This is a genomic window from Flavobacterium sp. KACC 22761 (genome assembly GCF_034058155.1).
Classification (GTDB): Bacteria; Bacteroidota; Bacteroidia; order Flavobacteriales; family Flavobacteriaceae; genus Flavobacterium.
Genome location: NZ_CP139148.1, coordinates 5,022,021 through 5,044,592 on the forward strand (window position 1 = coordinate 5,022,021; position 22,572 = coordinate 5,044,592).

The window sequence follows — 22,572 nt, forward strand, 5'->3', positions numbered from 1 at the left end:
AAAAATCAGTTTTAACTATTTTTACTATGCGTCTTTTAAAAATCGTAATCTTGCTTTTTTTTATTAATGTTTTTAATGGAAATCTTTATTGCCAACAAAGTGAATTTCCAAAAGAAAGCATTCCGCAATTACAGCCTTCAAACACAGATACTGCCGAATTACAAGAAATTGAACAATTAAAAAACAAAAAAGTAGTAAGCTTGACTATTGTTCTAATTATCATCTTATTTTTTCTGTTTTACTTTTTTTATCAGAACAATAAATTGAAGCAAAAAATAAGACGAAAAGATATCAAGCAGAAAATTCTGCTTAATGTTATCAATTCAAGTATTGACAGCCAAGAAATTGAACGTAAAAAAATTGCTTCATTCCTGCATGATAATATTAATTCCTTATTGTCCTCTGCCGGATTGCACTTGAACACGTTTACTTCACAAAATAAAATTCAACCTGAAGAAATCAAGAAAGCAAAAGCAATTTTGACCGAAGCTCATGATCTTTTGCGCGACATATCACATGATCTTGTCCCTAGTCTTTTAGTCCGTTTTGGCTTAATTTATGCGCTGGAAGATTTATGCGAAAGAAACTCAAACAGTACAATTGATTTTATCTTTTCAAGCAAGATTCCAACCAGCAAAAGATACCCGGAAAAATTTGAAATGAAAATTTATTTCATAGTTTCAGAACTCTTCAGCAACATTATAAAGCACAGCAATGCCACCAAAGCCGAAATATTTTTAAATGAAAATCAAAATAATTTCACCCTCAAAATAAAAGACGACGGAATAGGTTTTAATGCAAAAAAAACAAACGGAACTGAAGGCTTTGGACTAAATCGAATAAGAGCTCGAGTCAAAAAATTCAAAGGAAATTTTGAAGTTATTTCAAAAGCAAATCAAGGCACCACAATTAAAATAAAAATTCCGTTGCCGCATTAGAAACATTATTTTTTGCCAATTTCAATAATCTCTAAATCTTTTATTTTATCATCATCAATCACAAATCGAAGCATTGTTCGCATTTGATGAAAACCGCTTTTCCCTGCCGCACCAGGATTCATGTGCAATAAATTATTCTTTTTGTCAAACATGACTTTTAAAATATGTGAATGCCCACAAATAAATAATTTAGGCGGATTCAAAGCCATTTCTTCCCTAATATTCGGATTGTATTTTCCGGGATAGCCTCCAATATGCGTAATCCAGACTGACACATTCTCGCACATAAATCTGTTGTTTAACGGAAACTCTAATCTTGCTTTTGCATCGTCAATATTTCCGTAAACCGCTCGCAAGGGTTTTAGCTTTTTGATGGTATCTGTTACATTCAAATCTCCAATATCTCCAGCGTGCCAAACTTCATCGGCTTGTGCCACATATTTTAAAATTGTATCGTCAATATGGCTGTGAGTGTCTGAAAGGAGAAGGATTTTGGTCATTTTTTTAAGAGGGTGAGATTCTAAGTTGCTAAGATACTAAGGATTTTTTTAAAGAGACAAAGAATCAAAGGTACAAAGTGACAAAGGTTTTTTTATACATATTTATTGTAGAGACGCACTGCAGTGCGTCTCCTTAAGATCCTAAGTTTTTCCTCAAATGCATTTAATACAGATTCATTGTAGAGGCACATTACAGTGTGTCTCAAATCTGATTTGGGAAAATAAAAAATCCGATTTGCTTTCACAAATCGGATTTATATCCTGACAGGCTTTTAAAACCTGTTAGGTATTTTTTTATTATTAATTTCCTAGATTTTAATACCTAACAGGTCTTGAAGACCTGTTAGGAAACCTGAATATTACAACTATTTCTTAGCGTTTTTAGACTCTTTTGTATCCATCATTTCCATAAGTTTCATTCCCAACAATCCGCTTATAGATCCATCAGAACCCGAATTCCCTGAAATTAAAACATCTGGAATTACTTTGATGTTTCCTTTACCAATTTCTTCAGTTACTTTGTAACGAGTAAAGTTGTCTCCACCCATCGCACTAACTTGAAGTTGGTAAGCCTCTGCAGTTGATTTACCAATTGCCATAATTTTCTCAGCTTCGGCCAAACCGGTTTTCGAGATTTTTTCCGCTTCAGCGCTAGCATTTAATCTTGTTGCTTCTGCCTGTGCTCCTGCTCTTGCTTTTGTTGCTTCGGCTTCTGCACTAGCACGCATTTTTGTAGCTTCAGCTTCGGCATTTACATTCAGTTTTAAACTGGTCGCGTCTCCTTCTGCTTTTTTTACCGTTGCATCAGCCGTTCTTTGCGCAATTTCAACACTTTGTGAAGCACGAACAATTTCTTTTTGCATGTCGGCAATAGCAGTTTCTTTTTCCATACCCTGACGCTGTTCCTGCGCCATTCTTTGCGTTTGATATGTTTTTTGCTCTTCCTCGGCCAATTTTCTGTCCGTTAAAGTTTTCATCAAAGAATCTGGAGGCACAATATCTCCAATCAAAGTATCAACCGCATTTACGTTATATTCATCAAGAACTAACTTAATGTGATTTTTAGCCGATTCTTGACGTTCTTTTCTGGTTGTCAAGAACGAAATAACATCACTGTCTTGCGCCGAGTTTCTAAAATAGTTACCAATTGTTGGCTCCAAAACCTGCGAAACCAAGTTGTTCATGCTTCCAAAACGCGCAATAACTTTTGGCGCTTCCGCTGCTGGAACGTGAATAATTTGCGCCACATCTAAATTAAATGGGAAACCGTCTTTTGAACGAACCGTGATTGTAGAAAGATTTTTATCTAAATCGTGTGATTCGCTTCGCGCATTTGCCCAGTTTAAAACCAAGTTTGTCGTTGGGACCGCTTCTAATTTAGTTGTGTATTTGTTCAAAGCATATTTTCCTGGTCCGAAAGGTTCCATCCAAACTCCTCTTTGTCCTTTTGAAACTATGTTTCCATGTTTGAAAGTATCTCCAGTAACATCTTGGCCATCTTCTCCAATATACGAAATCACAACACCAACATAACCAATAGGCACATCAGTCATTGGATTTTGCTCAATTTGAACACCCCATGTATTAATATAATAAGAACCCGCCAGCATCACTTGAGGCTGCAAACCACGATTTCCGCCTTGTTCCAAAAACTTGTCAAAATCCTGGAAGTTGTTATGATCGTTTACAAACTTACCCGCAATTTGTCCTTGCGGAATTGGCTCTCCATCAAGCGCTGTAACAATACCAATCATATTTTCGAAAATCTTGATTTGCTCAGCAATTACAATCTCAAATAAAAACGTATTGATACGATACGATCCCGTTGTAATAAAAGCGGTTTGACGACCTTTTTGTCCACCGTTGTTCAAGAAAGCTGTAGCGTCCTGAAAATTGTCGCTTTCTACCCTTCTGGCCAAGATTCTTCCGGTCGGAATTTCTTTTCCATCTTTACTTAAAACCAATCCAATTTTTCCTTCTGGAATAATCGTAAATCCAGTCATATCTATTGAATATTGCCAGATCCACATTCCCCAATATAAACCTGGAGCAAGTGTTTGTGCCTGATAACCAGCCTCACCTTTTGTAGCAATAATACGGCCATCTGGCAAAGATTTGTCGGCACCAAACAAAACGAATTTTTTGGTCACCAAACCAATTTTATCCTCAGGAACAATCACCATTCCGAAGAAAACACGCAAAATAAATTTGTAAAAAAGAAAGGCAAATAAAATTAAAATTATCCACCAATAAGAAGTAATTTCATTCATAGTTTTTGATATTTAGTTGTACAAACATAGGAGAAATATGATCTGTTAAAATGAAAAATTTTAAAAATTAACATTTAGAAATTTCTGCCCAAAAATGTTAAAATTTAGCTTAAATTATATCGTTGGAATTGTCAATTTTTGACACGATTTTTAGCTGGACAAACTATGATTCGCATTTTGGTTTTTGAGCGATTTTAACAAAGGTTCTGAGGTTCTTAGAAGCTAAAGTACTCAAGTTTTGTTTTTTTGATTTTGAAAAAATGCATTTTTACAATTAATCAAAATTTTCAGAATCTGATGTTAGACGCACTGCAGTGCGTCTCTACAATAAAACCATAAAAAACCTTTGTACCTCTGGATCTTTGCCCCTTTGTCCCTAAAAAGAAAAAAACTTAGTCCCGAAGTATCGGGATAGCATCTTAGAACCTTAGCCACTTTTTTTTGTACCTTTGCCACTCTGAACCTTTGAACCTCTACAGTGAGATATTTTATTCAATTTGCATACAACGGAACACCTTATAATGGCTGGCAATTTCAGCCAAACGCACCTTCTGTTCAGGAAACTTTAAACAAAGCGCTTTCGGTTTTATTAAATACACCTATAAATGTTATGGGCGCCGGACGCACGGACACAGGAGTTCATGCTACAGAAATGTACGGCCATTTTGATGTTGAAAATTTGTTAGATGTTCCTGTTTTAGTGCATAAACTAAATTCATTTTTGCCAAAAGATATTGCTGTTTTTGACATTATATTGGTTCATGATGACGCGCATTGCAGATTTGACGCAACAAAGCGCACTTATGAATACCACATCAATACTGTTAAAAATCCGTTTTTGCAGGAACTCAGCTGGTATGTAAGTCAAAAATTAGATGTAGCTTTGATGAATGAAGCGGCGCAAATTTTACTGAAACATACCGATTTTCAATGCTTCTCAAAAGTCAATACAGATGTAAACACTTTTGATTGCACGGTTTTTGAGGCCTATTGGAAAAATGAAAATAATAAACTGATTTTCACAATTTCGGCCAACCGATTTTTACGAAATATGGTTCGGGCAATTGTGGGCACATTAATCAACATTGGTCTTCATAAAATTACGTTGACTGATTTTGAGAACATTATTGCCAGCAAGAGCAGAGAAAAAGCAGGATTTTCAGTTCCGGCTCACGGTTTATATTTGACCAAAATTAATTACGATTACATAAATAGCCCTGATTGAAGTGAAAAGCTTTTTTGAAAAAATATTGTTTTTGTGTTTTTTATAAAGCGACCAACGGAAGCTCTTATAAAAAACATTACAAAAACATATTTTTGAGAAAAACTTGTAACGTAAAGCAGGAAATAGCTCCTTATAATAAATGAAAGCAAAAGCATTTGATACCGGCTTATTCAAACGAATTTTAAAATATACCAAACCTTACAAATGGCGTTATTATGGCGTGATTGTTTTTGCTATTTCGCTGTCGATTTTTGCAGCGCTTCGTCCCTATTTGCTAAAACAGACTGTTGATGGTTATATCAAAACCCACGACAAATATGGCTTGTTGATGTATATTATCTTGATGGGGCTTGTGCTTTTGATGGAAGTTTTTTCACAATTCTATTTTGTGTATTGGGCCAATTGGCTTGGGCAGGATATTGTAAAAGACATTCGCACCAAACTTTTCAAGCATATTTTGAGTTTCAGAATGAAATATTTTGATTTGGTTCCGGTTGGGCAATTGGTTACCCGATCGGTTTCAGATATTGAATCGATTGCTCGTATTTTCAGCCAAGGTCTTTTTATGATTATCAGTGATTTGATGAAAATGCTGGTGGTTTTGCTTTTCATGTTTTACATGAACTGGAAATTAACTTGGATTGTGGTTGTAGCAATGCCAATTCTGGTTTATGTTACCCGAATTTTTCAGCGTAAAATGCAGGTTGCCTTTGAAGAAGTTCGTACTCAGATTGCCAACATGAACTCTTTTGTTCAGGAACGTGTGACAGGAATGAAGATTGTACAGCTTTTTAACCGAGAAAAAATTGAGGCTGAAAAATTCAGAGAAATCAACGACAAACATAGAGTTGCTTGGATCAAAACCATTTTATACAACTCGATATTTTTCCCAATTGCCGATATTATTTCGTCAATAACTTTAGGTCTCGTGGTCGTTTTTGGTGGATTTAAAATTTTGAATGGTGATCATTTTACTACGTTTGGAGATTTATTTTCTTATACGATGTTTATTGGTATGCTCTTTAATCCGTTACGCCAGATAGCTGATAAATTCAATGAAATGCAACTAGGAATGATTGCGGCCAATCGTGTTTTTGATATTATTGACACTCAAGATCATATTCAGGATACGGGTACAATTGAAGCTCCGGTTTTTAGCGGCAGTATCGAATTCAAAGAGGTTCGTTTTAGTTATATTCCAGAAGAAGAAGTTATTAAAGGAATCGATTTATCTGTTGATTCGGGACAGACAATTGCAATTGTTGGTTCGACAGGAGCAGGAAAATCGACTATTATTAATTTACTGAATCGTTTTTACGAAATTAATAGCGGTACTATTTATATCGACGGACATAATATTGAAAACTATACATTGGCATCTTTAAGAAAACAAATTGCCGTGGTTTTGCAAGATGTATTTTTGTTTGCCGACACGATTTACAACAACATCACTTTGCATAATCCAGAAATAACGCGCGAAAAAGTGCTTGAAGCGTCAAAGAAAATTGGCGTACACGATTTCATCATGAGTTTGCCAGACAATTATGATTTTGATGTAAAAGAACGCGGTGTTATGCTGTCATCTGGCCAGCGTCAATTAATCGCCTTTTTGCGTTCATACGTGAGCAATCCAAGTATTTTGATTTTGGATGAAGCAACATCATCTATCGATACTTATTCTGAAGAATTGATTCAGCGTGCAACCGAAACGATTACCAAAGGAAGAACTTCAATTATCATCGCACACCGATTAGCAACAATTGTAAATGCAGACAAAATTGTAGTTATGGATAAAGGTCTTATTGTAGAGCAAGGAACACACCAAGAATTGCTTAACAAAACCGATGGTTATTACAAAAACTTGTATGATTCGCAATTTTCGGTAGCGAATTGAGGCTCAAAATGCTAAAAAAACATTTCTAAACGTTAAATCAGCGTTATAGAAATCATAAAACTGCATCTGACGGCTAAGGCTTTAACACTTCGTTTTTGGTTTATTATTTACCTTTGAGATTGTAGAAATCAAATGTAAAAGAAAATGCCACAAAACAGATTTTATCCAGAAGAACAATTCAAAGAAATAGAAATAAACGCCTCATTGCAACTTAAATATGCCATTTCAAACCGAGGCCGATTAATCAGTTTTACTGACGAAATTGCAAACGGCAGAATCCTCAAAGGCGGTTTAAGCGATGGTTATCCAACCTTTAGATTCAAAGTTAAAAAAGATGACAAAATTGTCAACAAATATCTTTTTCTCTACAAATTAGTTGCGCAATATTTTATCCCGAAACAATCAGAAGATCAAACTTATGTTCTTCATTTGGATTACAACCGAAGCAATGATGACGTAAGTAATTTGCGTTGGGCTACAAAACAGGAAATGATGGCGCACAGCCGTAAAAGTCCGCGTGTAATTCAGGCGAAAAAGAATCTGATTGAACACAACCTAAAAGCAGACGGAAGAAAACTGACCACTACAAAAGTGATGCTGATCAAGAAAATATTGGCTAGACCCGAACAAAAAACACGCTTGAAAATGATCGCAAAACAATTTGGCGTAAGCGAAATGCAGATCCGCAGAATTGCAAGTGGTGAAAACTGGGGACACGTTAAGGTTTAATAATGTTTATAGTTTATAGTTTTTGGTTTATAGTTAAATACACTTAACCTTTAACCTATAACGCTTAACTTATATTTAGCCACAGATTATTTGGATTTAAAGGATTATAAAAATCTGTGTTAATCTTTATAATCTGTGGCTAATTTTTTTAACTAATTTTCTAGGTGGCTTGTCACTAATAACTAATCACTTCTCACCTAAATCACAAAATCAATTCATAATTCACAATTTACAATTCACAATTACCTTGGTTTCTGTGAAAAGACTAAAATGTCATGCGCTAAAAATAAATTTTGGGGCGTTGATTTAAAATAAATCCTTAAATTCGCAATCACAAATAACAAAAAAAGAAAATCGAAAAATGAGTTTCGGAAATATAACCCTCATTTTCGGTAATAAATACTAAAAACCAAAAAAATGAAATACGACGTTATTGTTTTAGGAAGTGGTCCTGGTGGCTATGTAACAGCAATTAGAGCTTCTCAATTAGGCTTTAAAACTGCTGTAGTTGAAAAAGAAAACCTAGGAGGTGTATGTTTGAACTGGGGTTGTATCCCAACAAAAGCATTATTGAAATCGGCTCAGGTTTTTGATTACCTTAAACACGCTTCTGATTACGGATTAAAAGTTTCTGAATTCGACAAGGATTTCCCTGCAGTTATTCAACGCAGCCGTGGTGTTGCTGAAGGAATGAGCAAAGGTGTTCAGTTCTTGATGAAAAAAAACAAAATTGACGTTATCGAAGGTTTTGGAAAATTAAAACCAGGAAAAAAACTTGACGTTACTGATAAAGACAATAAAGTTACCGAATATAGCGCTGACCACATCATCATCGCAACTGGTGCTCGTTCTCGCGAGTTGCCAAACTTACCTCAAGATGGTGTAAAAGTAATTGGTTACCGTCAGGCAATGACTTTGCCAACTCAGCCAAAATCTATGATTATTGTTGGTTCTGGAGCAATTGGAGTGGAGTTCGCTCACTTCTACAACTCAATGGGAACAGATGTTACTATCGTAGAATTTATGCCAAACGTAGTTCCTGTAGAAGACGAAGATATCTCAAAACAATTTGAGCGCTCTTTGAAAAAATCAGGAATTAAAGTAATGACTAACTCTTCTGTTGAGCGTATTGACACTACAGGAGCTGGAGTTAAAGCTTTTGTTAAAACTGCAAAAGGAGAAGAAGTTTTAGAAGCTGACATCGTGCTTTCTGCAGTTGGAATCAAAACAAACATTGAAAACATTGGATTAGAAGAAGTTGGTATCGCTGTTGACAGAGACAAAATCTTAGTTAACGCTTACAACGCAACTAACATTCCTGGTTATTACGCAATTGGAGACGTTACTCCAGGTCAAGCTTTAGCTCACGTAGCTTCAGCTGAAGGAATCAACTGTGTTGAGAAAATCAAAGGTCTTCACGTAGATCCAATCGATTACGGAAACGTTCCTGGTTGTACTTATGCAACTCCAGAAATCGCTTCTGTTGGTTTAACAGAAAAACAAGCAAAAGAAAAAGGTTACGAATTAAAAATTGGTAAATTCCCATTCTCAGCTTCTGGAAAAGCTAAAGCTGCTGGAAATGCTGACGGATTCGTAAAAGTAATTTTTGATGCGAAATATGGAGAATGGTTAGGATGCCACATGATTGGTGCTGGTGTTACAGATATGATTGCTGAGGCAGTTGTAGCTCGTAAACTAGAAACTACTGGTCACGAAATCCTTAAATCTATCCACCCTCACCCGACAATGAGCGAGGCTGTTATGGAAGCTGTTGCTGATGCTTACGGCGAAGTAATTCACTTGTAAAATATACAATGTAAAGGCTCAAATACCTTTACGGAGTTATATATAATTTTCAATTTATAAAATCCGATTTGTGCAAACAGATCGGATTTTTTTGCTTTAAAAAGCTTAATTTAGCAAATGCTGAGATGCATTTTTTTAAATCCTAACTTCAGCTTTAGCATTCAGAAAAATGGTGTTTAATAAAATCTACGTTATGAATACAGCCATTCAAGATTATAACAATTCACAAAGCAGTTCAGACAAAGAAATTTGCGACCAATTGGCGTTGATAATTGATGAGAACCTGCCTGAAGCAGAAAACAAAATCTGGCATGCACATCCGGTTTGGTTTTTAGACGGAAATCCGATTGTGGGCTACAGCAAGCTGAAAGATTCGGTAAGATTGCTTTTCTGGAGCGGACAGACTTTTGAAGAAGAAAAATTACAAAACGAAGGTTCATTTAAAGCAGCCGAAATGCGCTATACAAGCGCCGACCAAATAACCAAACAAGACCTGAAACGATGGCTCGAAAAAAGCATCGAAATTCAGTGGGATTATAAAAATATTGTCAAACGAAAAGGAGTCTTGCTACGACTCAAATAACAACCCAAAACAACTACAAATCAAAATGAAATTTTTACCCCTAATCGCCTCTATTATTATTACTTCTACAAGCTTTTCACAAACAAAAATGCTTTCAATAAACGAACTCATCGACAAAAACGATTCGGGCTGGAAATCGGTCAAAGAAATGGCAGGAACTGCAAAAAACAAAATAGAAATTCTTCCTGTTGATTCGCAAAAAGCAAATGATGCTTTGTATCATACTCAAATAAACACCAAGACAACAATGGGTGCTGTTATTTACAAAACCGGCGGTATTTTAGTCGATAATGGCTGGATCAGAATTCTAGGTTCTGGAAGTGCAAAACTTAATCGTAGTCTTCCTGATTGGAATAAAGGAAAAACTTTTAAGGAATTTGGCGAAGTTCCTGGTTATTTATTAATTGCAGACGATGCTTTGGGTGGGTTTTACATTTTAAACGGGGGCGCACTTGGAACTGATGTTGGCAAAGTATATTATTTCTCTCCAGACAATTTAGAATATGAACCTCTCGGTATTAATTATCCTCAATTTTTAGATTTCTGCTTCAACAACGATTTAGAAAATTATTACGAAGGAAGCAGATGGGACAAATGGAAGGATGAAGTTGCCGGTTTAAAAGGCGATCAGGTTTTTAATTTTTATCCGTTTTTATGGACACAAGAAGGAAGCGACATCAACAAAGTCACCAGAAAAATAATTCCTATTGAAGAACAATACAGCTTGAATATTGACTTGCGAAAACAAATGGGATTATAAAAAAGCATTTTAAAAAAATAACACTTTAGTTTTCAGTTTTTTAATCTTATTTTTACTACTGACACACGGTTGTCATAAGGTGATTTTATCTTTATAAAGTAAATTGAAAATTATGGAAACTAAAGATGGAAAATTAGCCGTTTATGCGCCAACCAGACAAGATTGGCGCAATTGGCTTGATGCAAACAGCCAAATCGAAAAATCAGTATGGCTTATTTTGTATCACAAAAAAAGCAAAATGCCAAGCATCAATTTAATAGAAGCTACAGAAGAAGCACTTTGTTTTGGATGGATTGACAGCCTTTGCAAAAAACGCGATGCCGAAAGTTATTATCTGACTTTTTCTCATCGTAATCCGAAAACGAGCAAATGGAGCAAGCCAAATATTGAAAGAGCAGAAAGACTTATTGCACAAAATTTAATGACAGAACACGGTCAAAAATTAATTGATATTGCAAAAGAACAAGGAAAATGGATTATTGATGCCAAATAAAAATAACTATTATTACTATAACCAAAAACTTTCTAACCATGCTAAAACAAATTCTCTTACTCTTGCTTTTCAGCTTAGGAGTCAGTGCTTTTGCTCAAGAACTTGAGTTTAAAGCCCCAGACTACAAACAAATCGAAAAAGAAATTCAGGATAAAAAATCGGCATTTTATTATCCAAAATTAATGGAGCGATTGACTAAAAATGATACGCTTATGACGCAGGAAGAATTTAGGCATTTGTATTTTGGTTATGTTTTCCAGCCAAAATATAATGCTTTCTGGAGATCTCCAGACGAAAAAAAGCTTCGTGAATATTACAATAAAGAGAAGTTAGAAACTGCAGATTATGACGAAATCATCAAACTAGCCAATCACACGCTGGCTGATTTTCCTTTTGATCTTCAACAACTAAATTATCTGGCCTATATTTATCATTTAAAGGGCGATGATGAATCGGCCAAAATAACTTCATACAAATTTCACAACATCATGAACGCCATTCTATCTTCTGGAGATGGCAAAAAATGCGAAACAGGATTTCATGTTTTATTGGTTGATCACGAATATGTAATGCTGCATCTTTTTGAACTCGAATCGAAAGGGCAATCATTAGTTGGAAACTGCGACTATCTTAGTTTCGAAAAAGGAAAATACAAGGTTGACGGCATATATTTCAATATTGAAAAAATGCTCGAAAATGAAGCCAAATCATTGAAATAAAACCTACAAATTGAATGACGATAACTGAAATCAGAAAAAAGGATTACGAACCTTTAAAAAAATTATTTTTAGAGGAACGAAAAAACACTTTTTCTTGGCTGGATCCATCTGAATTCCAATTGGATGATTTCGAAAAATTGACGCAAGGCGAACTGATTTTAACGGCACTTATTGATGATATTCCGGTTGGATTTATTTCAATATGGATGCCCAATAATTTTATTCATCATTTGTATATCGCCCAAGAACATCAAGGCAAAAATATTGGAACTGAATTGCTTAAAGCAACCGTTAAAAAAACCACGTTTCCACTGACATTAAAATGCCTCCAAAAAAATAGCAAAGCAGTTGATTTTTACAAACAAAAAGGTTTTGTTGAAAAAGAAAAAGGAATGTCAGAACATGGAACCTATATTTTATTTGAATTGAACGAAAACATAAATTAAAACCGGAACCACAACCTACCAAAAATGAATTTAACCGAATTACCGATTGACCTAAAAAAACAAATTGAAAATGAAAAAATAGATTTTGCATTAAAAGCAGAACGAAAATATCCACTCAGCAAATCATTGGGCGGATTGCTTATTGGAATTCTCATGTGTGCTTTTATGAGCCTGTTTATATATGCATTTTTTGGACCTATATTCAAAAATGAAGAAGGTCATTTTGAATCTAAAGATGTATTAGAAAGGATAAATTGGGGTGATTTGAGCGAATTAATAGTTCCAGGAGGCATTATAAGTTTATTGACTCTTGCCGGGCTATTTGTGACATTCAAATCACTTTATTCTCTGTTTGAAAAAGGTGGCTATTTTGTTGGCACTCAAACCCGACTAATTCAATTTCAAAACGGAAAAACTACCAGCACAGATTGGGAACAATTTACAGGAAGCATAAAAATTAAGGCTAAAAACAACTTTGGCGAAATTGAATTTGAATTGCGAAATGGAAAAATGGAAAGCAGAAAAAACCAACCTGATAAATTTGTTCCGGATATTGTTTATTTAACCGGAATTGACAATGTTTATGACATCGAAAAAAAATGCAGATTAAGAATCAAGGAAAATGATCCAACTCCTGCAGTTGTCTTGAGTTAAAACTTTAAAATCGCAAAAAATACTAAATTAAAAATGAGCGCCTTAACCAAAAAAGATATCGACAAACCCATTGGAGGTTTGTTTTTCATGATTATAAACACCTCAATTTGGGCTTTTATTGCCGAATATTATTTAGAAAATAAAGATTTAAGATTAATTGGTGTTTTTCTAGGATTAATCATCATGAGTTTTTTATTCTTTTATCTAAAGTTTTCAAAAGCACAAAAAAATCTTCCTGAAAGCACAATCGAAAAAACGGAAGAAGAAAAGAAAAATGAAAAATGGTTTTTAATCATTTTTGGTCTTGAAGGTTTAGGAATCTTGGTAGCAAAAAACATTTTGATGAACATCAATCACGATGAATTATTCATCTGCTTTTTTGTTTTGATTGTTGGATTGCACTTTTTTCCATTGGGCAAAATATTCAAAAGAACTTTCGATCTTTATATGGGAACATGGACTTGTTTGTTTGCTTTTATTGGTATTTATTTGATCACTCAAAAAATCACCACTGTGAATATCGCCAATGTAATTGTTAGTTTGGGCTGTGCAGTTGCAACCATTTCTTATGGTTGCAGAATGATTTTAGAAGGAAGGAAATTGCTGTTGAAAGGACAAAAATAAAAAAACCAAAAACACTGTCAAGCAACATTTTTGCAAAAACATTATTTTTAAATAAGCTACCATTTAAACCAATGAAAAAAATTCTTACGCTTCTTTTGATTCTTTTGGCTTTTACAAGCTGTTCAAATGATGATGACGAAACTAATCCAGTAATTGGGAGCTGGAAATTAGTAAAAACACGAAATTATGCTTTTGCCACTCCTGATGAGCCAAACAAGGAAAATATCACTGATTATTCAAATAAAAATATTGTTTATACATTTGATTCCACATCTAACTTAATTATTAGTATGGATGGTAAAACAGAACAGCACCAATACGAATACAAACTTGACTATTTATCTGGAGGCCCTTCTGTTGGCGAATCGAAAGTTCAGCTAGTCATTATCGATGGCTCAAAATGGACTTATGAAGTTTCTAATAAAGGAGAAATGATTTTAGGAAAATCGTATGTAGATGGTTCTGATTTGTATTTTGTTAAACAATAAATCGATACTTCTCAATAAAAAAAATGCTCTTCTGAATAATTCCTGAAGAGCATTTTTTATTAATTGACTAAAAACAATGAATTACTGAATAAAAGGATTCCGTTTTCCCAAAAACCTCTGAAAAGAGGATTGTCCATCATATAAATCACACTTCCGTCGCCTCTTTTATCGACTGCAAACGTTACGGTTTCAGGGAGTTTTTTCTTGATGTCGTTTCCAACAAAACCATAACTCAAAAAGTTTTTAGGAATGTAAGCTACATTGATTGCATTTTTTAAAAGCGAAAATGATCTTTCATTGGTTTTCAAACTGTAATACGTATTTCCTAAACCAAATGCCATTGGGTAGGTTTTGTCCAGTTTATTCTCGATAATCGCGCCCGGAATTGTTCCTGAAATTTCTCTTCGTTCTGATCCTTCGAAGTCTAAAAAGCGTTTTTTAAGCTCGACTTCCTTTTCTTCTTTTTCCGATTTTTCTTTGTCTTCTTTGCTCGCAAACATGCTTAAAGCATAACCTTCTCGATCTTGAAACAATGAAATTGCACTGCTCATGGCAATTACTTTTCCGCCATTTTTAATCCATTCATCGATTTGTTTTTTCTGATCTTCTGAGAAATCATAAGAACCGTCAGAAAGTATCAACGTATTGTAATTGTACAATTTTACTCGGTTGAAATTTGAAGTTTCGACAATACTTACTGGATATTTTACAACCTCATCCAGATAATGCCAATTGGCGCCAAATTCAGTTGAAACTATTCCTTTTCCTGAAAGCATCAAGATTTTTGGCGCTTTTAAAAGAACGAAATTTTCGCCACCAATATCTTTTGAATTGGTTGAAAATCCAGTTGTAATAAAACTATAATCAGACTTTATCTTAATGATTTCGCTGACTGTTTTTTCAAAATCGGCAATTTTTGGGTTATCTGCTCGGCTTATGATCAATCCGCCCGGCTCGATTGTCAAAGTTCCAAAAACTGCTTTTTTCATTGCCGAACGTACTTTTATATTAGCTTGATGCAATAACGAAAGCACTTGAGCTGAAGTCCTACTGTTCCAAGGCACATAAAATGCGTAAACACTTGCTGGGACATTTTTTTGTGCAATCTCGATTTGAGATTTTGTTTTTACAGAAATTGCATTTTTTACAGCATAACCCTCAACTCCGTATGCCAGAGGCAAAGCCCAAGCTGTGATATCATACGATAAACTATCGTTTAATTTTTGGTTTGGTTCAAATAAAACCTGCGTTAAAACAGATCTCGGCTGATCTGCCTTTATGATTAAATCGTTTGGCTCAATCTTGAAACTTTCACTTTTTTTGTTTTGATAATGAAATCCTGAAGCGTTTGCAGAAGCATCGGCATAACTGAATTCAATGTCATTTTTTTTCAGCATTTCAGTCAGTTGTTCCAATTTTGCATTGCTTTTTAAAACATAACTATTGTAAACGCCTTTTGCTTTTTTACGTGCATTTGCATGAAAATCTCGAAATCCCTTTAGCAAAACATCCTTTTGCGAAGCCGCACTTTCTACAACTGTCAACACAGCAGTTGCGTGGTGCGTCAAACGATCTTTTATGGTTACATTTGTGCCATTTTCCATTGTCACTTCGCGCCCTGCTCCTATTCCGCCTTGTTCTAATGTCAAACCAACTGCGCCATTATAAGTTGGATAAGTATCGCCATAACTTGGATAAAACAAATCAAATCGTTCTCTAGTGTTGTACATCCAGTTTTGCTTGTCGAATTTCTGCGAAATGTTTTTTCCTAAAACGTTATGAAAATCCTTTTGATATTGCTCGATAAATTCATGCAAAGGTTCTGCAGCTGGCGGGAAAAAGTATGGCGAATTATAACTCATTTCATGCACATCTGTATGCACTTGAGGCATCCACTGATTGTACACTTTTATGCGCTGTTGCGATTCGGCTTGCGTTTGCCATGCCCAGTCGCGATTCAAATCAAAAAGATAATGATTGTATCGGCCGCCTGGCCATTCTTCCATGTGTTCTCGGTCATACAACCCTGGATGGTTTTTCTTTCCTGAAATTTCTCTAAGCCAATTGCCATAACGAGAATATCCATCAGGATTGATGCAAGGATCCAGAATTACGATGGTATTTTTAAGCCATTTTTTGGTTTCTTCATTTATCGGATTCAAAAGTTCGTAGGCAACGGTCAAAGCACTTTCGGTTCCGGCAAATTCATTTCCGTGAACATTGAAACTCAACCAAACGATAATTTTATCTTGCACCGTAGCCGATTTCGAATCTGAAAGCCCAATTGAAGCCAAATTATTCAAACGGATTTGCTCCAGATTTTTCAAGTTTTCAGCATCGGAAATGAAATACAAATTCAGATCGCGCTGTTCATTCGTCAATCCGTATTGCTGTTTTTTTATTAAAGCCGAATTTTCAGTCAGATATTTAAAATAATCCTCAACCTGATGGTAATAACTTATTTGTTTTCCGTAGTTTGGAATAAATTCCGATGGTGCTTTTAATTGTGCAAAAACAGATAAAGTCGCGGTTAAAAACAATGCTGCGACGCAAAATATTTTCTTCATAATTGAATTGAATTTGTAGGTTGTTAAAAATAAGGATTAACTTTATAACAATTTAAAAATCGTAATAAATATTATTTTTTTAATTAAAACATTGCATTTTAGATACAGAACTGGATTTTTAGCAACCTTATTTTAGATCTGTTTTTAATTTATAATTTCGTTTATCCCAACAAAAATATACTATGGACAATGCTCTGAAAGAAATACTTTGGCGCCAATTTGCAGGAAGCATAGATATGCTCAAAAATGCTGTTGAATTATGCCCACAATCATTGTGGAACTCCGATTTATTATTCGGCTACAACGCCTTTCACACGGCATTCTTTTTAGATTACTATTTAACACTTGAGCCGAAGGGTTTTGCTCCACCAAAGCCTTTTTCACTTTCGGAATTTGAAGACAGAATGCCTGAACGAATTTATACTAAAGAAGAAGTGCTGATTTATTTGGAATTCGGACGTGAAAAATTGCGTCAACTGTTGACCGAAATGACCGATGAAATTTATAAAAGCAATTGGGAAAACGAATCGAAAACCATGTGTTACAATAGCATCGAAATATTGCTTTACAATATGCGTCATGTACAGCATCATACCGCTCAGCTGAATTTATTATTGCGCCAAAATATTGATGATGCGCCCAAATGGGTTCGCGAAGCTAAAGACACACTTTATTAAATTAGCGTTGCTATGAATATTCTAATTATTTACAGTCATCCCAGCAAAAAATCTTATACTTTTCAGGTTTTGGAAAGATTGAAATCTGTTATTTTAAAACAAAATTGGAATCTCGAAATTTCTGATTTATACGAAATGAATTTTCAAAGTGATATGTCTGCGGAAGAATATGAAAGAGAAGGTTTTGCAAAACTTGATCTTCCTATTTCTGAAGATGTTTTAGCTGAACACAAAAAAATCGAAAAGGCAGATTGCATTATTTTTCTGTATCCGGTTTGGTGGAGCGATTGTCCCGCAAAACTAAAAGGCTGGTTTGATCGCGTATATTCGGTTGGATATGCCTATGGACAAACTGAATCTTTTCCGAAAATGAAAATTATACCGCATGGAATCACAATTTGCACTGCCGGACATCCAAATGATTTTCTGAATGAAATTGGAATTGCACAAAGCATGGAAAAAATCATGCTCGAAGACCGACTTGGAAAACGTTTTGAAAATAAAGAAATGCTTATTTTGGGCGGAACATTGGAATTGGAAAAAGTAATGGAAGGGCATTTTTGGGAGATAGAGGAAATTGTAACAAAATTAAAACAATTTTAATGAAACAAATTAATCTTTAAAAAATTATCAAACACAACCATACATTAAACATTAAACCATTAAACTGGACTGAAGTCCAGCTCTACAATATAGTTTGTTCCTTAGGAACTCTAAAAGAGCCTTTGGCTCGATTCATGTTGTAGGGCTGGACTTCAGTCCAGTCTAAATAAAAACATATTAAACATACCAACATACCACAACTTGTCTGAAACTCCCCTTTCTTTTGTCTCTTAAGCACCCTAACAAATTGATTTTTAGAATGTAAATTTGTAATACAAACCTTTAAATTATTTAAAATGAGTACTACAGATTTTACCACAACCATAAAAGTAGATCAATCACCTTCGGCAGTTTTTAATGCTGTTACAAATGTCCGAGGCTGGTGGTCTGAAGAAATAGAAGGAAATACAGCCAAGCTGAATGATGAATTTGATTATCATTATGAAGATGTTCATCACTGCAAAGTAAAATTGGTTGAAGTTATTCCGAATCAGAAAGTCGTTTGGCTTGTTGAAGAAAACTACTTTAAATTCACCCAAGACAAATCAGAATGGACTGGCACTAAACCCACTTTTGAAATTACTGAAAAAGATGGAAAAACTGAACTAAAATTCACTCATTTAGGCTTAACCTCAGAATACGAATGCTTTGAAATTTGCAGAGGCGCTTGGACAAATTACATTCAAAACAGTCTTAAAAAACTAATTGAAACCGGAAAAGGCGAACCAAATGCAACGGGAAAACCACAAACTGAAAACGAAAAAAGGTTATCTTCAAAATAATTTTATAAATTAGTGATTCTAAAAATCCTAATTATATGAACCCCATTGTAAGAAATACTCTGGCAGTCCTTGCCGGAATCGTTATTGGAAGTATTGTCAATATGAGTATAATTTTATTAAGTGGTTCTGTTATTCCGCTTCCAGAAGGTGCCGACAACTCTACAATGGAAAGCTTAAAATCAACAATGCATTTGTTTGAAGCCAAACATTATATTTTTCCGTTTTTGGCTCATGCTATCGGAACATTCGTTGGAGCAATCACGACTGCATTATTGGCTTTTAATCATAAAAAGAAACTTGCGCTGCTTATTGGCGCATTCTTTTTATTTGGAGGTATTGTAAGCGTTTGTTCTCTACCGTCGCCCGTTTGGTATACGATTGTCGATTTGGTTTTCGCTTACATTCCGATGGCGTATCTGGCGTTGAAATTACTTTGTCATAAAGGAAAAATTCAAAAAAATGAGTAGCGAATCCTCTAAAAAAATTCCCGCTAAAATGTGCTATGAACATATCGGAGGGAAACTTGGCCAACTTCTCGCCATAACTTTTGCTGAAAAAGGATGGATTGCCAAAAAAAATCCGTCCGACAAACATTTCTATATTACTGAAATCGGCCAAAAAGAATTCACGAAATTAGGCATCGATCTTTCAGAAATCAAATTGGAAAATTTATAAAACTTACAACTTATTTGGGAAAAAATGTCCCTCCAAATTTCTTATCTTAGTTCACTTTTATATTTGAAGATGATGACTAAGAAAGAAATTGCTCGAGACTTCCTAAAACTTGCCGCAAATGGGCATTCGCATGAAGCATTTCGTTTGCATGTTGGCAAAAAATTCAAACATCACAACGCTTATTTCAAAGGCGATGCCGATACTTTAATGCTTGCAATGGAAGAATCTGCAAGGACAAATCCGAATAAAATTTTTAAAATTCATCATATTTTAGAAGATGGAAATCTTGTTGCTGTTCATTCTCATTTGAAACAAAATTCAAAAGATATTGGTTTTGCGGTAGTCCATATATTAAAATTTAAGGACGACAAAATAATTGAGCTTTGGGACTTAGGCCAGCCGATTCCAACAGAAACTATTAACGAAAACGGAATGTTTTAAATTAATTGTTAATGGTGAATTGTTAATTATAAATTATTCATCAGAATTAAAATCGGCAAAACAAACAATCAACCATCCTCAAAATAAATGAACTCATTCTTCAAATTTTCTTCTCTTATATTTCTGTTATTTATCCTTTCAAGCTGTCATTCTTCAGCACAAAAAAAAGATGATTTTACTGCTAAAATTGACAGTTCAACTCAAAATACTACACCTGTTTTTAATGGTACAATTTTGATTTCAAAAAACGGAAAACCAGTATATGCTAAGGCAAAAGGCTTTTCAAATTTTGAAACCCAAAAACCTTTGAAATTAGATACTCAATTCGAAATAATGTCAAACAGCAAACAAATTACGGCTGTCTTGATTTTATTGGAAGTTGAAAAAGGCAAAATTGATTTGAATTCACCAATCAAAAAATATTTGCCAGAACTAACTCAGCCTTGGGCAGATTCTGTTACGGTTCATCAGCTTTTAAATCATTCGCACGGAATTGTCGATTTGGAGAAACCTTTAGAATTTAAACCCGGAACCCAATTTAAATACGGAAATTTGAACTTCAGCTTATTGGGCAAAATTGTCGAATTCAGCACGAAAAAAAGTTATTCTGAAGTAGCAAATTCGCTTTTTAAGAAATTAAAAATGAAAAACACTTTTTGTTATTCCAAAGACAAAATTCAAAATTTAGCTACTGGACATTACAATAATAAAAATATGCTGACAACGGTTAAGGAAAGCATGATCAACAATGATAATTTAGGTGCAGATGGCATCATTTCAACTGTTGAAGATTTAACAATTTGGGACAATAATCTACATAAAGAAAAAATACTGAAACCAGAATCGTATAAACTACTGACCGCAAACACCATTTTATCACAGCACAATTTCTTCGGAAAAGAAAAAGAACCTTACGGTTATGGCATTCGAATTATTGAAAAAGAAGCAGTCAAATATATTGGCCACACAGGTTTAGGTGATGGATTTTCTTCCGTAAATTTGTATTTCCCAGAAAGTGGCGTAAGTATGGTTGTTTTAGAAAATCAGATGAATGCAGATTCTGAATTGTTTTACGCATCTGAATTCAAAATCAAAAATATTCTCCTAAAAAGCGATTTATTACTTAAAAATTAATCAAAATGGCAAAGAATAAAACCTCTGAAACCGAAAGCAGTGTAATTGATTTTATCAACGCTGTTGAAGATGAAACAAAAAGAAATGATGCCTTTGAACTAGTAAAAATAATGCAGAAAACAACTGGTTTTGAAGCCAAAATGTGGGGCCCAAGCATTATTGGTTTTGGAAGTTATCACTACAAATACGCCAGCGGTCACGAAGGCGATGCACCACTCGCTGCGTTTTCTCCAAGAAAAGCGGCAATTTCGCTTTACTTTTCTTTATCTCCAGAAAACAGAGAAAAATTGCTTGCAAAATTCGGGAAATTCAAACCTTCAAAAGGGTGTATTTATGTCAAAAAATTGGCCGATATTGACCTTGATGTTTTAAAAGAAATGACTTTGCTTTCGGTCGAAAATCTAACTAAACAATATCCTTCTTAAAAATATGACTTTTACTATATTTCTTCTTTTAATAGCCATTGCAATTTATTTTGCTTATCACCCGAGATTCGGAAAAAGGCCTTCTAGCGAAAGATTGGCCGTAATACAAAAATCGCCTCAATACAAAAACGGAAAATTCGAAAACGAAAGCTTCACCCCTGAACTTGCTGAAGGTTATGGTTATTTTGATGTTTTGAAAGAGTTTTTCTTTAAGAAAGTAGATCGCAAAACCCCGACTGATGTTATTCCGTCAATAAAAACCAATTTGCACGAAATTCCGTTAGATCAGGACATTTTAGTTTGGTTTGGGCATTCATCATATTATATTCAGCTTGAAGGAAAACGTTTTTTAATTGATCCAGTTTTCAGCGGCAACGCCTCGCCTATTTACGGCACCACAAAAGCATTTAAAGGAACCGATATTTATACCGCTGCTGATATTCCCGAAATTGATTATTTATTGATGACGCACGATCATTACGATCATTTGGATTACGCAACAATTATGGCGTTGAAGCCAAAAATCAAAAAGGTAATAACTGCTCTTGGAGTGGGCTCGCATTTTGAGTTTTGGAAATTTCCATCTGAAAATATTATCGAAAAAGACTGGAATGAAAAAATAGAACTCGATCGAAATTTAACGCTTTATACAACGCCATCAAGACATTTTTCAGGCAGAAGCATTAAACGTTGCAACACGCTCTGGACATCTTTTGTTTTAGAAACCAAAGATTTTAAGATGTATTTGGGAGGCGACAGTGGCTACGATTCGCATTATGCATCAATTGGCGAAAAATTTGGTCCTTTTGACATTGTGCTTATTGATAATGGCCAGTATAATCCAGCATGGAAGTACATTCATAATTTGCCCGAAGATGTAGTAAAAGCCATGAAAGATTTGAAAGCCAAAAGAGTTTTTCCGGTCCATTCATCTAAATTCGCATTGGCGCTTCACGCATGGGACGAACCTTTGAAAAAAGTCACTGAATTGAATAGTTTATCTGAAAACCCAATTCCATTAGTTACACCTAAAATTGGCGAAATCGTCGAATTAAAAAATGAAAACCAGGAATTTCAACAATGGTGGAACGGAGTTAATTAATTATCAATTGTTAATGGTTAATTGTAAACCTGAAACT

The 22,572-nt window shown here is 34.6% G+C and carries 25 protein-coding genes; 22 read left to right on the forward strand and 3 right to left on the reverse strand.

From position 1 onward, the window contains the following. The first annotated feature begins 50 nt into the window (after window positions 1–50). A complete protein-coding gene (locus SCB73_RS21105) occupies window positions 51–938 on the forward strand; it encodes a sensor histidine kinase (protein ID WP_320568136.1) in 888 nt (295 codons plus the stop codon). Between the two features lie 5 nt (window positions 939–943). Here the strand turns inward: SCB73_RS21105 and SCB73_RS21110 are convergent, their stop codons facing one another. Further along, window positions 944–1,438 carry a metallophosphoesterase family protein gene (locus SCB73_RS21110; protein WP_320568137.1) on the reverse strand — a complete coding sequence of 165 codons (495 nt, stop codon included), beginning with the start codon at window positions 1,436–1,438 and terminating at the stop codon, window positions 944–946. 365 nt (window positions 1,439–1,803) lie between these two features. Next, window positions 1,804–3,708 (reverse strand): SPFH domain-containing protein, encoded by a 1,905-nt coding sequence (locus SCB73_RS21115; RefSeq protein WP_320568138.1) that lies wholly within the window; start codon window positions 3,706–3,708, stop codon window positions 1,804–1,806. 478 nt (window positions 3,709–4,186) lie between these two features. Here SCB73_RS21115 and truA point away from each other — a divergent pair, with 478 nt between their 5' ends. The 12 genes from truA to SCB73_RS21175 all read left to right on the forward strand — a co-directional run bounded on the left by truA (window position 4,187) and on the right by SCB73_RS21175 (window position 14,129). Continuing rightward, window positions 4,187–4,933, forward strand: coding sequence for a tRNA pseudouridine(38-40) synthase TruA (gene truA, locus SCB73_RS21120; protein ID WP_320568139.1), 747 nt, complete (start codon window positions 4,187–4,189; stop codon window positions 4,931–4,933). A gap of 139 nt (window positions 4,934–5,072) precedes the next feature. Then, entirely contained in the window at window positions 5,073–6,827 is a 1,755-nt protein-coding gene (locus SCB73_RS21125) for an ABC transporter ATP-binding protein (RefSeq protein WP_320568140.1), read from the forward strand. A gap of 144 nt (window positions 6,828–6,971) precedes the next feature. Continuing rightward, entirely contained in the window at window positions 6,972–7,556 is a 585-nt protein-coding gene (locus SCB73_RS21130; RefSeq protein ID WP_320568141.1) for an NUMOD4 domain-containing protein, read from the forward strand. 417 nt (window positions 7,557–7,973) lie between these two features. Next, window positions 7,974–9,362 (forward strand): dihydrolipoyl dehydrogenase, encoded by a 1,389-nt coding sequence (gene lpdA / locus SCB73_RS21135; protein WP_091491656.1) that lies wholly within the window; start codon window positions 7,974–7,976, stop codon window positions 9,360–9,362. Window positions 9,363–9,555: 193 nt separating this feature from the next. Then, the gene (locus tag SCB73_RS21140) at window positions 9,556–9,945 is read left to right on the forward strand and encodes a DUF1801 domain-containing protein (protein ID WP_320568142.1); all 390 of its coding nucleotides are present in this window, start codon (window positions 9,556–9,558) and stop codon (window positions 9,943–9,945) included. Window positions 9,946–9,970: 25 nt separating this feature from the next. After that, window positions 9,971–10,705 carry a DUF2625 domain-containing protein gene (locus SCB73_RS21145; protein WP_320568143.1) on the forward strand — a complete coding sequence of 245 codons (735 nt, stop codon included), beginning with the start codon at window positions 9,971–9,973 and terminating at the stop codon, window positions 10,703–10,705. A gap of 112 nt (window positions 10,706–10,817) precedes the next feature. Then, window positions 10,818–11,198: a YdeI/OmpD-associated family protein gene (locus tag SCB73_RS21150; protein WP_320568144.1), complete on the forward strand. Its 381-nt coding sequence runs from the start codon at window positions 10,818–10,820 to the stop codon at window positions 11,196–11,198. 38 nt (window positions 11,199–11,236) lie between these two features. Continuing rightward, the gene (locus SCB73_RS21155) at window positions 11,237–11,917 is read left to right on the forward strand and encodes a DUF4919 domain-containing protein (protein ID WP_320568145.1); all 681 of its coding nucleotides are present in this window, start codon (window positions 11,237–11,239) and stop codon (window positions 11,915–11,917) included. A gap of 14 nt (window positions 11,918–11,931) precedes the next feature. Next, complete coding sequence (locus SCB73_RS21160; protein WP_320568146.1) at window positions 11,932–12,363, forward strand: GNAT family N-acetyltransferase; 432 nt, start codon at window positions 11,932–11,934, stop codon at window positions 12,361–12,363. 24 nt (window positions 12,364–12,387) lie between these two features. Continuing rightward, window positions 12,388–13,017, forward strand: a complete 630-nt coding sequence (locus SCB73_RS21165) for a hypothetical protein (protein WP_320568147.1) — start codon at window positions 12,388–12,390, stop codon at window positions 13,015–13,017. A 33-nt stretch (window positions 13,018–13,050) separates the two neighbouring features. Then, window positions 13,051–13,641: a hypothetical protein gene (locus tag SCB73_RS21170; RefSeq protein ID WP_320568148.1), complete on the forward strand. Its 591-nt coding sequence runs from the start codon at window positions 13,051–13,053 to the stop codon at window positions 13,639–13,641. 71 nt (window positions 13,642–13,712) lie between these two features. After that, complete coding sequence (locus SCB73_RS21175) at window positions 13,713–14,129, forward strand: hypothetical protein (RefSeq protein ID WP_320568149.1); 417 nt, start codon at window positions 13,713–13,715, stop codon at window positions 14,127–14,129. 59 nt (window positions 14,130–14,188) lie between these two features. Here the strand turns inward: SCB73_RS21175 and SCB73_RS21180 are convergent, their stop codons facing one another. Then, window positions 14,189–16,696 carry a M14 family zinc carboxypeptidase gene (locus tag SCB73_RS21180; protein WP_320568150.1) on the reverse strand — a complete coding sequence of 836 codons (2,508 nt, stop codon included), beginning with the start codon at window positions 16,694–16,696 and terminating at the stop codon, window positions 14,189–14,191. A 182-nt stretch (window positions 16,697–16,878) separates the two neighbouring features. Here SCB73_RS21180 and SCB73_RS21185 point away from each other — a divergent pair, with 182 nt between their 5' ends. From SCB73_RS21185 to SCB73_RS21225, 9 genes are all read left to right on the forward strand, one after another. Next, on the forward strand, window positions 16,879–17,373 hold the full coding sequence (locus tag SCB73_RS21185) for a DinB family protein (protein ID WP_320568151.1): 495 nt from the start codon (window positions 16,879–16,881) through the stop codon (window positions 17,371–17,373). A gap of 12 nt (window positions 17,374–17,385) precedes the next feature. Next, on the forward strand, window positions 17,386–17,976 hold the full coding sequence (locus SCB73_RS21190; protein WP_320568152.1) for an NAD(P)H-dependent oxidoreductase: 591 nt from the start codon (window positions 17,386–17,388) through the stop codon (window positions 17,974–17,976). Between the two features lie 296 nt (window positions 17,977–18,272). Then, complete coding sequence (locus SCB73_RS21195) at window positions 18,273–18,758, forward strand: SRPBCC family protein (RefSeq protein WP_320568153.1); 486 nt, start codon at window positions 18,273–18,275, stop codon at window positions 18,756–18,758. A 35-nt stretch (window positions 18,759–18,793) separates the two neighbouring features. Beyond that, window positions 18,794–19,225, forward strand: a complete 432-nt coding sequence (locus SCB73_RS21200; RefSeq protein ID WP_320568154.1) for a hypothetical protein — start codon at window positions 18,794–18,796, stop codon at window positions 19,223–19,225. Beyond that, window positions 19,218–19,433 carry an ArsR family transcriptional regulator gene (locus tag SCB73_RS21205; protein WP_320568155.1) on the forward strand — a complete coding sequence of 72 codons (216 nt, stop codon included), beginning with the start codon at window positions 19,218–19,220 and terminating at the stop codon, window positions 19,431–19,433. Before SCB73_RS21200 ends, SCB73_RS21205 begins: the two co-directional genes overlap by 8 nt. A 72-nt stretch (window positions 19,434–19,505) precedes the next feature. Next, window positions 19,506–19,874, forward strand: a complete 369-nt coding sequence (locus SCB73_RS21210) for a nuclear transport factor 2 family protein (protein WP_320568156.1) — start codon at window positions 19,506–19,508, stop codon at window positions 19,872–19,874. 87 nt (window positions 19,875–19,961) lie between these two features. Then, window positions 19,962–21,008 carry a serine hydrolase domain-containing protein gene (locus SCB73_RS21215; RefSeq protein WP_320568157.1) on the forward strand — a complete coding sequence of 349 codons (1,047 nt, stop codon included), beginning with the start codon at window positions 19,962–19,964 and terminating at the stop codon, window positions 21,006–21,008. Window positions 21,009–21,013: 5 nt separating this feature from the next. Continuing rightward, a complete protein-coding gene (locus SCB73_RS21220; protein ID WP_320568158.1) occupies window positions 21,014–21,433 on the forward strand; it encodes a DUF1801 domain-containing protein in 420 nt (139 codons plus the stop codon). Window positions 21,434–21,437: 4 nt separating this feature from the next. After that, window positions 21,438–22,535 (forward strand): MBL fold metallo-hydrolase, encoded by a 1,098-nt coding sequence (locus SCB73_RS21225; protein WP_320568159.1) that lies wholly within the window; start codon window positions 21,438–21,440, stop codon window positions 22,533–22,535. Window positions 22,536–22,572: the final 37 nt, after the last annotated feature.

Coding starts and splice junctions, on each gene's coding strand:
- SCB73_RS21110 (WP_320568137.1), bottom strand. CDS start 1,438: ATGACCAAAATCCTTCTCCTTTCAGACACTCACAGCCATATTGACGAT.
- SCB73_RS21115 (WP_320568138.1), bottom strand. CDS start 3,708: ATGAATGAAATTACTTCTTATTGGTGGATAATTTTAATTTTATTTGCC.
- SCB73_RS21125 (WP_320568140.1), top strand. CDS start 5,073: ATGAAAGCAAAAGCATTTGATACCGGCTTATTCAAACGAATTTTAAAA.
- SCB73_RS21130 (WP_320568141.1), top strand. CDS start 6,972: ATGCCACAAAACAGATTTTATCCAGAAGAACAATTCAAAGAAATAGAA.
- lpdA (WP_091491656.1), top strand. CDS start 7,974: ATGAAATACGACGTTATTGTTTTAGGAAGTGGTCCTGGTGGCTATGTA.
- SCB73_RS21140 (WP_320568142.1), top strand. CDS start 9,556: ATGAATACAGCCATTCAAGATTATAACAATTCACAAAGCAGTTCAGAC.
- SCB73_RS21145 (WP_320568143.1), top strand. CDS start 9,971: ATGAAATTTTTACCCCTAATCGCCTCTATTATTATTACTTCTACAAGC.
- SCB73_RS21150 (WP_320568144.1), top strand. CDS start 10,818: ATGGAAACTAAAGATGGAAAATTAGCCGTTTATGCGCCAACCAGACAA.
- SCB73_RS21155 (WP_320568145.1), top strand. CDS start 11,237: ATGCTAAAACAAATTCTCTTACTCTTGCTTTTCAGCTTAGGAGTCAGT.
- SCB73_RS21160 (WP_320568146.1), top strand. CDS start 11,932: ATGACGATAACTGAAATCAGAAAAAAGGATTACGAACCTTTAAAAAAA.
- SCB73_RS21165 (WP_320568147.1), top strand. CDS start 12,388: ATGAATTTAACCGAATTACCGATTGACCTAAAAAAACAAATTGAAAAT.
- SCB73_RS21170 (WP_320568148.1), top strand. CDS start 13,051: ATGAGCGCCTTAACCAAAAAAGATATCGACAAACCCATTGGAGGTTTG.
- SCB73_RS21175 (WP_320568149.1), top strand. CDS start 13,713: ATGAAAAAAATTCTTACGCTTCTTTTGATTCTTTTGGCTTTTACAAGC.
- SCB73_RS21180 (WP_320568150.1), bottom strand. CDS start 16,696: ATGAAGAAAATATTTTGCGTCGCAGCATTGTTTTTAACCGCGACTTTA.
- SCB73_RS21185 (WP_320568151.1), top strand. CDS start 16,879: ATGGACAATGCTCTGAAAGAAATACTTTGGCGCCAATTTGCAGGAAGC.
- SCB73_RS21190 (WP_320568152.1), top strand. CDS start 17,386: ATGAATATTCTAATTATTTACAGTCATCCCAGCAAAAAATCTTATACT.
- SCB73_RS21195 (WP_320568153.1), top strand. CDS start 18,273: ATGAGTACTACAGATTTTACCACAACCATAAAAGTAGATCAATCACCT.
- SCB73_RS21200 (WP_320568154.1), top strand. CDS start 18,794: ATGAACCCCATTGTAAGAAATACTCTGGCAGTCCTTGCCGGAATCGTT.
- SCB73_RS21205 (WP_320568155.1), top strand. CDS start 19,218: ATGAGTAGCGAATCCTCTAAAAAAATTCCCGCTAAAATGTGCTATGAA.
- SCB73_RS21210 (WP_320568156.1), top strand. CDS start 19,506: ATGACTAAGAAAGAAATTGCTCGAGACTTCCTAAAACTTGCCGCAAAT.
- SCB73_RS21215 (WP_320568157.1), top strand. CDS start 19,962: ATGAACTCATTCTTCAAATTTTCTTCTCTTATATTTCTGTTATTTATC.
- SCB73_RS21220 (WP_320568158.1), top strand. CDS start 21,014: ATGGCAAAGAATAAAACCTCTGAAACCGAAAGCAGTGTAATTGATTTT.
- SCB73_RS21225 (WP_320568159.1), top strand. CDS start 21,438: ATGACTTTTACTATATTTCTTCTTTTAATAGCCATTGCAATTTATTTT.